Origin of the sequence: Streptomyces sp. NPDC005803 (assembly GCF_040630435.1) — a bacterium.
Lineage (GTDB): Bacteria > Actinomycetota > Actinomycetes > Streptomycetales > Streptomycetaceae > Streptomyces.
In genome coordinates this window covers 1-13,940 of sequence record NZ_JBEXXO010000056.1, presented here as the reverse complement: position 1 = coordinate 13,940, position 13,940 = coordinate 1, and the positions used below count along the sequence as shown (strand labels likewise).

5 protein-coding genes and 1 tRNA gene are annotated in these 13,940 nt (G+C 69.4%); 1 reads left to right on the top strand and 5 read right to left on the bottom strand.

The window, feature by feature from the left end:
• Positions 1-59: 59 nt before the first annotated feature.
• The 4 genes from ABZ454_RS38270 to ABZ454_RS38255 all read right to left on the bottom strand — a co-directional run bounded on the left by ABZ454_RS38270 (position 60) and on the right by ABZ454_RS38255 (position 10,496).
• A complete protein-coding gene (locus tag ABZ454_RS38270; RefSeq protein ID WP_356322037.1) occupies positions 60-860 on the bottom strand; it encodes a RodZ domain-containing protein in 801 nt (266 codons plus the stop codon).
• A gap of 203 nt (positions 861-1,063) precedes the next feature.
• Positions 1,064-3,847: a DNA translocase FtsK gene (locus ABZ454_RS38265; protein ID WP_359544042.1), complete on the bottom strand. Its 2,784-nt coding sequence runs from the start codon at positions 3,845-3,847 to the stop codon at positions 1,064-1,066.
• A gap of 239 nt (positions 3,848-4,086) precedes the next feature.
• Positions 4,087-4,764 (bottom strand): response regulator, encoded by a 678-nt coding sequence (locus tag ABZ454_RS38260; protein WP_356322039.1) that lies wholly within the window; start codon positions 4,762-4,764, stop codon positions 4,087-4,089.
• A 245-nt stretch (positions 4,765-5,009) separates the two neighbouring features.
• Positions 5,010-10,496, bottom strand: coding sequence for a HAMP domain-containing protein (locus tag ABZ454_RS38255; protein ID WP_359544041.1), 5,487 nt, complete (start codon positions 10,494-10,496; stop codon positions 5,010-5,012).
• A gap of 413 nt (positions 10,497-10,909) precedes the next feature.
• Between ABZ454_RS38255 and ABZ454_RS38250 the strand changes: the two genes are divergently transcribed.
• On the top strand, positions 10,910-13,528 hold the full coding sequence (locus tag ABZ454_RS38250) for a SpoIIE family protein phosphatase (protein ID WP_356322041.1): 2,619 nt from the start codon (positions 10,910-10,912) through the stop codon (positions 13,526-13,528).
• A gap of 84 nt (positions 13,529-13,612) precedes the next feature.
• On the opposite strand, the gene ABZ454_RS38245 is transcribed toward ABZ454_RS38250, so the two are convergent.
• Positions 13,613-13,685, bottom strand: a tRNA-Thr gene (locus ABZ454_RS38245).
• Between the last annotated feature and the right edge of the window lie 255 nt (positions 13,686-13,940).

Sequence of the window (13,940 nt, the reverse complement as noted above, 5' to 3'; positions counted from 1 at the left end):
GGCGCCCGGCACGATGGCCGGGCGCCCGCCGCCTCAGAAACTGCTGCCGGATCCCGCGGTCAGCCGACCTCGGGGTCGCCCTTGGTGTAGGAGAGCCGCTCGACCTGTCCCGGCTTGAACTGGTCCTCGACCTTCTTGCCGTTGACGAAGAGTTCGATCGATCCGGCGTCACCGAGAACGAGGTCGACCCGCTCCTTGTCCTGGAACGTCTTCGACTCGCCCTGCTGGAGGGTTCCGTCGAAGAGGGACCGGCCGTTGTGGTCCTTGGCGGAGATCCAGCTCTTGCCCCGGCTCGCGCTGAGCCTGACCGTCACCTTGTCCTGGGGCGCTGCCGCGATGGCACTGTCCGAGGGGGCGGGCTTGGGATCGACGGGCTTGCTGGACGCCGGCTTGGGCGTGATCTTGTCGGACGTCGGTCCTTCGGCGACCTGGCCGGCCGTCGAAGAATCGTCACCGCCCTTGAAGAAGGTGAAACCGACGAATCCGACGACGGCCACGATGGCCGCGACCATGGCCGCGGTCCAGTTGGGCCGACGCGGTTCGGAACGGATCCGCTCAGCTTCGAACAGGGGTGCCGCCGGTGTGGGCGCGGGACGGCCGCCGTGCTCGGCGTCGTACTGCGCGACCAGCGGTTCCGGATCGGTGCCTACGGCACGCGCGAGCGTTCGGATATGGCCGCGGGCGTACACGTCGCCGCCGCAGCGGGAGAAGTCGTCCTGCTCGACCGCGTGCACGATGGGGATGCGCACCCGGGTGGACGTGCTGACCTCTTCGACCGTGAGACCTGCGGCGATGCGAGCCTGCTGAAGCACTCGACCGATGGAAGGCCGGTCGTCTTCGGGGGAGTTGCCGATGGACACGGGGGCGCCTTTCGAGCGTGAGCCACCTGCTGGGTGTTCAGTCTAGGGGGGGTACGAAAGGGTGGGGCAACCGGGAGGAAGGACTTTGTACGCCATCAGATTCGAACAGAGTCGGATTCGCCGGACCGCCCCGGGGAGGGACATCCTGCTGTCCCTCCTTTCAACTTGACGTACGGCCCGGCGAAACGGTTGCCCGCGAAACCTCACGAACCGGTTTCTCCACGGATCACCGCCAGCACCCCGTCGAGCTCGTCCGGCTTCACCATCACGTCACGCGCCTTGGAGCCCTCGCTGGGACCGACGATGTTCCGCGATTCCATCAGGTCCATCAGCCGGCCGGCCTTCGCGAACCCCACCCGCAGCTTGCGCTGGAGCATCGAGGTGGACCCGAACTGGGTGGAGACGACCAGCTCGGCGGCCTGGCAGAGCAGATCCAGGTCGTCGCCGATGTCCTCGTCGATCTCCTTCTTCTGCTTCGTCCCGACCACCACGTCGTCGCGGAAGACGGGGGCCATCTGATCCTTGCAGTGCTGGACCACCGCCGCGACCTCGTCCTCGGTGACGAAGGCGCCCTGCATACGGGTCGGCTTGTTCGCACCCATCGGCAGGAACAGCCCGTCACCCTTTCCGATGAGCTTCTCGGCTCCGGGCTGGTCGAGGATGACCCGGCTGTCGGCCAGGGACGAGGTCGCGAACGCGAGCCGGGAGGGCACGTTCGCCTTGATCAGACCGGTGACGACGTCCACCGAGGGGCGCTGCGTGGCGAGCACCAGATGGATTCCGGCGGCGCGGGCCAGCTGGGTGATGCGGACGATCGAGTCCTCGACGTCCCGGGGGGCCACCATCATGAGGTCGGCCAGCTCGTCGACGATCACCAGCAGGTACGGGTACGCCGACAGCTCCCGCTCACTGCCCTCCGGCGTCTTGAGCTTGCCGGTGCGCACGGCGTGGTTGAAGTCGTCGATGTGCCGGTAGCCGAACGCGGCGAGGTCGTCGTAGCGCAGGTCCATCTCGCGCACGACCCACTGCAGGGCCTCGGCGGCCTTCTTGGGGTTGGTGATGATCGGCGTGATCAGGTGCGGGATGCCCTCGTACGCGGTCAGCTCGACGCGCTTGGGATCGACCAGCACCATCCGGACGTCCTCCGGCGTCGCCCTTATCATCACCGAGGTGATCAGGCAGTTGATGCAGGAGGACTTCCCGGAACCGGTCGCACCGGCCACCAGGACGTGCGGCATCTTGGCGAGGTTCGCCATCTCGTAGCCGCCCTCGACGTTCTTGCCGAGCGCGACCAGCATCGGGTGGTCGTCCTCCGCGGCGTCCGCGAGCCGCAGTACGTCGCCGAGATTGACCATCTCCCGGTCGGAGTTGGGGATCTCGATGCCGACCGCGGACTTCCCCGGGATGGGGGAGATGATCCGGACGTCGGGGCTGGCGACGGCGTACGCGATGTTCTTGGCCAGCGCCGTGATCCGCTCCACCTTCACGGCGGGCCCGAGTTCCACCTCGTACCGCGTCACCGTGGGGCCGCGGGTGAAGCCGGTGACGGCGGCGTCGACCTTGAACTCGGTGAAGACGTTGGTCAGGGACGCGACGATCGCGTCGTTGGCGGCGCTGCGGGTCTTGCCGGGACCGCCGCGCTCCAACAGGTCGAGCGAGGGCAGCGCGTAGGTGATGTCGCCGGAGAGCTGGAGCTGTTCGGCGCGGGACGGCAGCGGCTGCGCCTGCGACCGGTCGGGGACCGGCTTGGTCAGATCGGGGACGCCCCCGGCGGGCGCGGGGGCCTTCTCGGCCCGCTCCCCCGGCCTCCGCACCGGCTCCGCCTCCCTGGCGCCCGGCACCGGAGTGCCCACGCGCTCGCGGTCGGCCGAGACGCCCTGGGTGAGGTCGGCGACGACCGGCGAGGGCGGCATGCCGTTGAGCACCGCCCCGTCGAGGGCGGCGGCCGCGGCGGCCGCGACGTCCACGGCGTCCATGGTGCGGTTCATCGCCGGCTGCACGGACGGCCTGCGCGGCCTGCGGCGCTTGGAGAGCGCGTCGGTCTCCGCCCGGTCGGGGTCGTACCCCTCGGGCGCATCGGGGCGGCGGACGGAGGAGCGGCGCGAACGGGCGGGCAGCGCCTCACGCCACTGCTCGTCGTAGCGCTCGTCGTCGTCCTCGTCCAGCGCCTCGGGGTCGTACACGGGATCGATGATCCCCAGCTTGGAACCGAGCAGCCGCAGCCGCTGCGGAATGGCGTTCACCGGCGTCGCCGTCACGACCAGCAGGCCGAAGACGGTCAGGAGCAGGAGCAGCGGTACGGCGAGCACCTCGCCCATGGTGAAGATCAGCGGTTTGGAGGCGGCCCAGCCGATGAGGCCGCCGGCGTCCTGCATGGCCTCGGTGCCGTCCTCGCGCCCCGGCGATCCGCACGCGATGTGGACCTGCCCGAGCACTCCGATGACCAGCGCGGAGAGCCCGATGACGATGCGGCCGTTGGCCTCGGGCTTCTCCGGATACAGGATCAGCCGTACGGCCACGGCGCCCAGCAGTATCGGCACGAGGAGGTCGAGCCGGCCGAAGGCGCCGGTGACGAGCATCTCGACGAGGTCGCCGACCGGGCCGCGCAGATTCGACCAGGTGCCCGCGGCCACGATCAGCGCGAGACCGAGGAGCAGCAGCGCGACCCCGTCCTTGCGGTGGGCGGGGTCGAGCCCCTTGGCGCCGCGCCCTATGCCGCGGAACATCGCACCGACGGCATGGGCCGTTCCGAGCCAGACGGCGCGCACCAGCCGGTACACACCGCTGGTGGGCGACGGCGCCGGTTTGGGTGCGGCGGCCTTCTTGGCGACCGCCTTCCTCGCGGGCGCCTTCTTGGCGGGCGCGACTTTCTTCGCCGCCGTCTTCTTCGCGGGCGCGGCTTTCTTCGCCGGTCCCGGGGCACGGCCGGCACGCTTCGCGGTGCCCGCCGTGCCCTGGGAACCCTTGCCGGACGTACGTGAGGCCATGGGGCCGAGGTTACCGGTGTCTACGGCAGTGAACACGTGCGCGGGCCGGTTCACCCGACCGTGTCGCCGTACGGCGGCCGGAAACTGACGCGCCCTCACGCACCGGGAGGCGGAACACCACCCGGCCGGAAAGGTCCGAACCGGGACACACTCGCCGAACAGCCCCGCCCTCCGGCCAGTTGCCGTATCGCCTGCCCGAAGCGGCCTGACGGAAAGGGGCGCTACGGTCCACCGCCGCGTTACGAGGGGAGCGTGGCGGGCCCGGCTCCGGTGCCGGGCTGCAGCGCGTCCAGTGCCCGCCGCAGCCCGGTGAGCTTCCGTTCGAGGTGAGCGGCGGTGGCCACGGCCGCGGCGTCCGCCGACTCGTCGTCGAGCTGCTTGGACAGGGCCTCGGCCTGCTCCTCGACCGCCGCGAGCCGTGCGGAGAGTTCGGCCAGCAGTCCGACGGGCTCCTTCTCGTGGTGCGCGCCCGCGTGCCCGTTGCCCTCCAGCTGGAGCCGCAGCAGCGCCGCCTGCTCACGCAACTGGCAGTTCTTCATGTACAGCTCGACGAAGACCGAGACCTTGGCGCGCAGCACCCAGGGGTCGAACGGCTTCGAGATGTAGTCCACCGCGCCGGCCGCATAGCCCCGGAAGGTGTGATGCGGACCGTGGTTGATCGCGGTGAGAAAGATGATCGGGATGTCCCGGGTCCGCTCCCGCCGCTTGATGTGCGCGGCGGTCTCGAAACCGTCCATGCCCGGCATCTGGACGTCCAGCAGAATGACCGCGAAGTCGTCCGTGAGCAGCGCTTTGAGCGCTTCCTCCCCTGACGATGCCCGCACCAGTGTCTGATCGAGCGCAGAGAGGATGGCCTCCAGCGCCAGCAGATTCTCCGGCCGGTCATCGACCAGGAGGATCTTGGCCTTCTGCACCATGGCCCGCCCTCCTCGTCCCGGAATCGCACCGGGCGCCGCCCCAGAGGACGGCTCCCTTACGCCGTCCGTCCTTGTGCCGGTCATGGTAGCCGCACCCCGCCCGTCACCACACCCTGTCACCGCGATGTCACTGTGCACACAGGGAAAACGCGGTGGGAGACCAGAAGGTTCCCCGGAAACCGCGTTCCCACACTCCTTCCGACACGACCGCTCAACACATCACGATCGATTCGCGCAACTGGCGATCACTCTCCGCGCATCCACTGCTCCATAACTGAAAGAAGATGATCGGAATCGACCGGCTTCGTGACGTAGTCGGATGCTCCGGAATCGATCGCCTTCTCGCGGTCGCCCTTCATCGCCTTCGCGGTCAGCGCGATGATCGGCAGGCCGGCGAACTGCGGCATCCTGCGGATCGCCGAGGTCGTCGCGTAGCCGTCCATCTCCGGCATCATGATGTCCATCAGCACGACCGTCACATCGTCGTGCTGCTCCAGGACTTCGATGCCCTCGCGCCCGTTCTCCGCGTACAGGACCGACAGGCCGTGCTGTTCCAGCACGCTGGTGAGCGCGAAGACGTTGCGGATGTCGTCGTCGACGATGAGCACCTTCTCGCCGCCGAACCTGAACGTCCTGCGGACTTCGGGCTCGTCCTGGCCACCGAGTGTCCAGGGCTGCTCCTGCGGGGCCGGCCGGTCCGTCGCGGAGGGCGCTCGGGGCGGCAGCGACGGCTGCTGCCGCGCACCGCCCAGCGCCTTGCGCCGACGCCGCGACAGTCCCGCCGCGCCCCCCTGGTCGAACGCGTTGCCCGGCGTCCCCGATGCCTCCCCGAAGGTCGGGAAGCCCGGTGCCGGGACCTGCCCCGGGACCTGCCCCGCCTCGGGCAGCCGGCCGCTCTCGACCGCCACGCCGTGCACCTCGATGGGCCCGGGACCGATCTGCGGGTATCCCTGCGGCGGGAGTTCACTCGGGTGCAGCGGCAGGTACAGCGTGAACGTCGAACCGCGGCCGGGCTCGCTCGCCGCGTGGATCTCGCCACCCAGCAGCCGTGCGATCTCCCGGCTGATGGAGAGACCGAGGCCGGTACCGCCGTACTTGCGGCTGGTCGTCCCGTCCGCCTGCTTGAACGCCTCGAAGATCACCAGCATCTTGCTGGACGCGATCCCGATACCGGTGTCGGTCACCGAGAAGGCGATGAGATCCGCTTCGGCGTCCCGCAGGGAACCGGCTTCCAGCAACTGCTCACGAATCGCGTTCGGCACCTCGGCGCCCGCGTGCCGGATCACCAGCTCGACGGCGCCGCTGTCGGTGAACTTCACCGCGTTGGACAGCAGATTGCGCAGCACCTGAAGGAGCCGCTGTTCGTCGGTGTGCAGCGTGGCCGGGAGTTCCGGCGAGACCCGTACGGAGAAGTCCAGCCCCTTTTCCGCGGTGAGCGGCCGGAATGTCGCCTCCACGTAGTCGACCAGCTGTACCAGCGCGATCCGGGTCGGACTGACGTCCATCTTGCCCGCCTCGACCTTCGAAAGATCGAGGATGTCGTTGATCAGCTGGAGCAGGTCGGAACCGGCCCCGTGGATCGTCTCGGCGAATTCCACCTGCTTGGGCGACAGATTGCCCTCGGCGTTGTCCGCCAGGAGTTTGGCCAGAATGAGCAGCGAGTTGAGCGGCGTCCGCAACTCGTGCGACATGTTCGCCAGGAACTCCGACTTGTAACGCATGGAGACCGCGAGCTGTTCGGCGCGTTCCTCCAGGACCTGGCGCGCCTCCTCGATCTCGGTGTTCTTGACCTCGATGTCGCGGTTCTGCTGGGCCAGCAGCTCGGCCTTCTCCTCCAGTTCGGCGTTGGACGCCTGGAGGGCCTTCTGCCGGTTCTCCAACTCCTGCGACCGGTCGCGCAATTGCTCGGTGAGCTCCTGCGACTGTTCCAGCAGCTTCTCGGTCGTGGTGTTGACGCTGATCGTGTTGACGCTCGTGGCGATCATCTCGGCGAGCTGGTTGAGGAAGTCCCGCTGAATGTGGGTGAACGGCTGGAACGAGGCCAGTTCGATCACTCCGAGGACCTTGCCCTCGAAGAGCACCGGCAGCACGATCACATGCGCGGGCGGCGCCTCGCCGAGACCGGAGGAGATCTTCAGGTAGCCCGGCGGCACGTTGTCCACCTGGATCGTCCGCTTCTCCTCGGCCGCCGTGCCGATGAGCGTCTCCCCAGGGCGGAAGGACGTCGGCATGGAACCGGCGGAATAGCCGTAGCTGCCCCGCATACGGAGCTCGTACGCGCCCTCCTTGCCGCCCTCCGCACCCAGCGCGTCGGTGTCCCCGGTCGACGTGGCGAGGAAGAAGGCACCGTGCTGGGCGGAGACGACGGGGGTCAGCTCGCTCATGATCAGCGAGGCCACGTCGTCCAGATCGCGCCGCCCCTGCATCAGACCGGAGATCCGGGCGAGGTTGCCCTTGAGCCAGTCCTGCTCCTTGTTGGTGGCCGTCGTGTCGCGCAGGTTGGCGATCATCGTGTTGATGTTGTCCTGCAGCGCCTGGATCTCGCCCGCGGCATCCACATCGATCTTGAGATTGAGATCGCCGCGGGTCACCGCGGTGGCGACGGCCGCGATGGCCCGCACCTGACGGGTCAGGTTCCCGGCCATCTCGTTCACCGACTCGGTGAGGTCGCGCCAGGTGCCGTCCACGTCCCGCACCCGCGCCTGACCGCCCAGCTGCCCCTCGGTGCCCACCTCACGCGCCACCCGGGTCACCTGCTCGGCGAAGGACGACAGCTGGTCGACCATCGTGTTGATGGTGTTCTTCAGCTCCAGGATCTCCCCGCGCGCATCGATGTCGATCTTCTTGGTGAGATCACCCTTGGCGATGGCGGTGGTGACGGTGGCGATCTGGCGCACCTGACCGGTCAGGTTGGACGCCATCGAGTTCACGGACTCGGTGAGGTCCTTCCACGTACCGGAGACCCCGGGGACGCGCGCCTGGCCGCCCAGCTCGCCCTCCGTGCCCACCTCGCGGGCGACTCGCGTCACCTCATCGGCGAACGACGACAGGGTCGTCACCATGGTGTTGACGGTGTCGGCCAGCTCGGCGACCTCTCCGCGCGCCTCCACGGTGACCTTCTTCGTCAGGTCGCCGTTGGCCACCGCGGACGAGACCCGGGAGATGTTCCGCACCTGACTGGTCAGGTTGTTGGCCATCAGGTTGACGTTCTCGCTGAGGTCCTTCCAGATGCCCGTCGCGCCTCGGACCCGCGCCTGGCCGCCGAGGATGCCCTCGGTGCCCACCTCGCGGGCCACTCGCGTCACCTCGTCGCCGAAGTTCATCAGCTGGTCGACCATCGTGTTGACGGTGGTGACCAGTTCGAGGATCTCGCCCTTGGCGTCGACGGTGATCTTCTTGGAGAGATCCCCGTTGGCGACCGCGGTGGTGACCTCGGCGATGTTGCGGACCTGAAGGGTCAGGTTGTTCGCCATGCCGTTGACGGACTGGGTGAGGTCCTTCCACGTGCCGGACACCCCCTGCACCTCGGCCTGGCCGCCGAGGATGCCCTCGGTACCCACCTCACGGGCGACGCGGGTCACCTGCTCGGCGAAGTTCGACAGCTGGTCGACCATCGTGTTGAGGGTGTTCTTCAGCTCCAGGATCTCGCCCCGGGCGTCCACGTCGATCTTCTGCGACAGGTCACCCCGCGCCACCGCCGTGGCGACCTGGGCGATGTTACGGACCTGAGCGGTGAGGTTCCCGGCCATGCCGTTCACCGAATCGGTCAGATCGCGCCACACGCCGGCCACTCCGGGCACCTGTGCCTGACCGCCGAGACGCCCGTCCGTGCCCACCTCGCGGGCCACCCGGGTCACCTGCTCGGCGAAGGCCGAGAGCTGGTCGACCATCGTGTTGATGGTGTTCTTCAGCTCCAGGATCTCCCCGCGGGCGTCCACGTCGATCTTCTGCGACAGGTCACCCCGCGCCACCGCCGTGGTCACCTGCGCGATCTGGCGCACCTGGGAGGTCAGGTTCCCCGCCATGAAGTTGACGGAGTCGGTGAGCTCCTTCCACGTGCCGGAGACGCCGTCGACCCGCGCCTGCCCGCCGAGGCGGCCCTCCGTGCCCACGTCCCGCGCCATGCGCGTCACCTGGTCGGCGAAGGAGGACAGCTGCGCCACCATCGTGTTGACGGTGTTCTTCAGCTCCAGCATCTCGCCGGCCACGTCGACGGTGACCTTCTGCGACAGGTCGCCGTTGGCGACCGCGGTCGTCACCTGGGCGATGTCGCGCACCTGGCCCGTCAGGTTCCGGAACGCCGTGTTGACGGAGTCCGTGAGGTCCTTCCAGGTGCCCGCCGCGCCCGGCACCTCCGCCTGGCCGCCCAGCCGGCCCTCGACCCCGACCTCCCGGGCCACCCGGGTCACTTCCGAACCGAAGGACTGGAGCTGGTCGACCATCGTGTTGACGGTGTTCTTCAGCTCCAGCATCTCGCCGGCCACGTCGACGGTGACCTTCTGCGTCATGTCACCGCTGGCGACCGCCGTGGTCACCTGGGCGATGTCGCGCACCTGGGTCGTCAGGTTCCGGAAGACCGTGTTCACCGAATCGGTGAGGTCCTTCCAGGTGCCCGCGGCACCCGGCACCTGCGCCTGGCCGCCCAGCAGGCCCTCGCCACCGACCTCGCTGGCCACCCGCGTGACCTCGTCAGCGAACGTGCGCAGCGTCTCGGTCATCTGGTTGATCGTCTCGGCGAGCTGCGCGACCTCGCCGCGCGCGCTCACCCGGACCTTCTGCGACAGGTCGCCGTTGGCGACCGCCGTCGTCACCTCCGCGATGCCGCGCACCTGTGAGGTGAGGTTGCCGGCCATCGTGTTGACGGAGTCCGTGAGGTCCTTCCACACCCCCGCCACGCCCGGCACCGTGGCCTGGCCGCCCAGCTCACCCTCGGTGCCCACCTCGCGGGCGACCCGGGTGACCTCGGAGGAGAACGACGACAGCTGGTCGACCATCGTGTTGACGGTGTTCTTCAGCTGGAGCATCTCACCGGCCACATGGACGGTGACCTTGCGCGACAGATCCCCCTTGGCGACCGCCGTCGTCACCAGGGCGATGTCGCGCACCTGCGCGGTCAGCCGGTAGGCCATGGTGTTCACGGAGTCCGTGAGGTCCTTCCAGGACCCGGACATGCCGCGCACCTGGGCCTGGCCGCCCAGCTTGCCCTCGGTGCCCACCTCGACCGCGACCCGCGTCACCTGCTCGGTGAACGCCGACAGCTGGTCGACGAGGTTGTTGACCGTCCGGGCGACCTTCAGGAACTCGCCGCGCAGCGGCCGTACCGTCTCGTCCGCCGTGTGCGAACGCAGCTCCATCCGCTGTTCGAGATCGCCGTCGGCCACCGCCGACAGCACCCGCCCGACCTCCGACACGGGACGGGCGAGGTCGTCGACCAGTTCGTTGGACGCGTCGATCGCGGCGGCCCAGGAGCCCTCACAGGCCCCCGTCTCCAGCCGCTCGGTGAGCTTGCCCTCCCGGCCGACCACGCGCCGTACGCGCGCGAGCTCACCGGTGAGGTGGACGTTGCGGTCGGCGACCTCGTTGAAGACCGCTGCGAGCTCCGCCATGACACCGTCGCCGGAGACGGTCACCCGCCTGCGGAAGTTCCCGTCGCGCATGGCCACCAGACCGGACAGCAGTCTGCCGAGTGCGGCGGCGTCGACCTCGACCGTTCCATTGCGCTGCTTCTTCACGGGCTGTCCGCCTTTACTGCGCGTGCCTGTTCCCCGCGCCGCCACGTCAGACTCCACCGTGTCCCTCCCGCAGGGGTTGACCGAATCGCTCGGCCCTTGTCCGAGAGCTTGCCCACATCCACTGTGGCTCATCGCCACGGCCCACCGTCGGCGGGTGACCATGCGGACGTCAAATCGTTGAAACGTACCAGGCCGGAACCTGTCGAGGTGGAACCTCCCATGGTTGTCCCCCCTCCATCGACCGGGAAGTCCGCACTTGTCCGGTCACTGGCTTGTTTCTGCCCGTCCTTGCCCGAACCCGGCCCTCGTGTATCCGTCACGTGGGCGGAGCGTCTAGCCTGGCAGGCGCATCGAAGTGGCGAGAAACGGGCACAGGACTCGGGGAAGCGACGAGACACCATATGGGGAGTGCTGTGATCACGGCGCGCGCGGCGGCCACCTTCGAACCGGTGGGGCGCTCCGTCGCGACGGCCCGCTCCTTCGTCCGCGACACGCTCCAGGGATGGGGGTACGCGGACGTCGTCGACGACGCCGTCGTCCTCACCAGCGAGCTCGTCACGAACGCGGTGGTCCATGCGGGCACGGCGGCGGACGTGCTGTGCCTGCGTACGGAGGACGGTGTCCGGGTCGAGGTATCCGACCACTATCCGGAACGGGAGATCCCGCTGCAGTCCGCGGGGCTGGAGTTCGGCAGCCCCGACCGGGAGAACGGCCGGGGCCTGCTGCTCTGCGCGGCGCTGGCTTCCCGCTGGGGGGTCGAGTACTCCCCCACGCACAAACATGTCTGGTTCCAGCTCGATCTCCCCGACCGGCCGGTGGGCATCCGCTCCGCGGGCCCGCTGCTCCCCGTCGGCCTGCTCCCCGTCACCGACGAACGGGTCAGGGTCGCCGTCGTGCAGATCGCCAGCTCGGGCGCCATCGCGGCGTGGAACGACGACGCCGCGTATCTGTTCGGGCACACCGCGGATCAGGTCACCGGCAAACAGTTCACCGACTTCACCGCCTGGCCGCAGACCCCGGGCACCAACACCGGCATCGCCGACGCGCTGCGCCTCTCGCGCTGGGAGGGCAGCTACGGGATCCGGGCCGCCGACGGCCGCACGATCCAGGTCTACGGCTCGCACCTGCGCGTGCGGGACACCGGGGGCGAGCCCTCCACGGTGTGCCTGCTGGTGCGCGACTACGAGCGGGCCGTGCTCCAGTCCCCGGTACGCACCCCGGTCTCCGACGCGAACACCGAGAGCCGTACGACGGACCCGTTCGAGGTCTTCATCGGCTCCCCCGCCCCCGACGACCTCGACGGGCTGCTCCAGCGCACCGTCGAGCGGTCCCGCGACATGCTCGACGCCGACGCCGCCTTCCTGCTGCTGGCGACGGACGACGAGACCGAACTGGAGGTGCGGGCCACGACCGGCCTGCCCTCCGCCCGTCAGCGCTTCGCCCGCGTCCCCGTCGAGACCGGCACCGGACGGTACGGCTCGGCGCGCATGCCCGCCGTCCACGAGGACCTGGACGCGGTGCCCGGTGCCGTCCCGCTGCTCGTCGACACGGGCATGCGCTCGGTGGTCACGGTCCCGCTGAAGGTCGAGGGCCGCCTCACCGGCTCCCTGGGCGTCGCGGCCGAGGCCGCCGGCCGGTATTCGAACGAGGAGGCCCTGCGCCTCCAGTTCGCCGCCGACCGGATCGCGCTGGCCGTCGAGTCCGCCCGCCTGGGAGAGCTGGAACGGCTGCGCCGCGGCTCGCTGTCCTTCCTCGTCGAGGCGTCCGACCTGCTGGCCGGCACGCTCGACCGGGACCAGACCCTCGCGCTGATGGCGCAGATGACCGTCCCCACCCTGGCCACGTGGTGCGCCGTGTACACGATCGCCGACCAGGCCTCCGACCCCTACCTCTCCTACGTACTGCACGAGGACGAGGAGCGCATCGACGGCCTCAAGGCCCTGCTCTCCAAGATCTCCCCGCCGGAACCGGTGCCGACCCCCGGCGCGCGTGTCTGGTCCGCGCCGTCCGAGGCCGCCCATCAGGCCGCCCTGCGCACATCGATGCGGAGCATCGGTCTCGGTGACCCCGGCGGGCTCGGCGCGGGCATCCGTACGACGCTCGCCACCGCGGCCGCGGTGGGCGGGGAGACCGTGGTCCTCCCGCTGGTGGCCCGTAACCGGGTCATCGGCATGCTCACGCTCGGCAAGCCGTCCGACGACCACTTCCGCCAGGAGATCCTGGAACTGGCCGAGGACCTGTCCCGACGGGCCGCCCTGGCGCTGGACAACGCCCGTCTCTATTCGGAGCGCACGGCGATCAGTCAGTCCCTGCAGCGCAGCCTGCTGCCGCCGGGCCTGCCCGACGTGCCCAACGTTGAGATCGAGGTCATCTACCGGGCGGCCGGTGAGGGCAACGAGGTGGGCGGCGACTTCTACGACGTCTTCCCGATCCGCGACGGCGCGTACGGGTTCGCCATCGGCGATGTCTGCGGTACGGGCCCCGAGGCCGCGGCCGTCACGGGTCTGGCCCGTCATGCGCTGCGTCTGCTCGCCCGCGAGGGTTTCGGCGGCCCGGCCGTCCTGGAGCGACTGAACGCCGCCATCCTCGACGAGGGCGCCCGCAGCCGCTTCCTGACCCTTCTGTACGGGGAGTTGTGGCCCCAGGAGGACGGCAGCGCCCGCCTGAAGGTGGTCTGTGCCGGCCATCCGTTGCCGCTGCGCCTGCGCCAGGACGGCTCGGTCGAGGCGGCGGCGGAGCCGCAGCCCCTGCTGGGCGTCATCGAGGACCTGGAGCTGTACGAGCAGACGGTGACCCTGAATCCGGGCGACGTCCTGCTGTGTGTGACCGATGGGGTCACCGAACGCAGGGAGGGCACCCGCATGCTCGGTGACGACGGACTGGCGGAGGTGCTGGCCAACTGCACGGGCCTGACGGCCGGTGCGGTGGCGGCACGCATTCTGCGGGCGGTGGAGCGGTTCGCCGCCGAGCCGGCCTCCGACGACATGGCCATCCTCGCGATGCGCGTCCCCGAGCCGCAGGTCGCCGGGTAGCGCCTGTCGGACCCGAACAGCCCGGAACGACCCCGTACATGCGAAAGGCCCCCGCCACTGGGCGGGGGCCTTTCGTTCTGTACGAGCCCCAATGCGGAATCGAACCGCAGACCTTCTCCTTACCATGGAGACGCTCTACCGACTGAGCTATTGGGGCCTTGCTGCCCTGCGGCAACGAGCTAAAGCATACCCTGAATCAGGGGGTGTGCAAAACCGCCTGTCGCACCGTCACCATCCCGCCCACCAGCGGCGTTCCGGGTACGCGCCGGCTCCTGGACGTGCCCCCGCGCTTCCCCGCCGCGGTGCGCCGGCGAAGAGGTCGGGAACGCAGAAAAGCCCCGTGCCACAAGGGCACGGGGCTTAACTGTTCAAAAGGAGTTCGGCGGCGTCCTACTCTCCCACAGGGTCCCCC

Excerpts from the sequence above, each read along its gene's own strand:
- ABZ454_RS38265 (WP_359544042.1), bottom strand. The coding sequence starts at position 3,847 with ATGGCCTCACGTACGTCCGGCAAGGGTTCCCAGGGCACGGCGGGCACC.
- ABZ454_RS38260 (WP_356322039.1), bottom strand. The coding sequence starts at position 4,764 with ATGGTGCAGAAGGCCAAGATCCTCCTGGTCGATGACCGGCCGGAGAAT.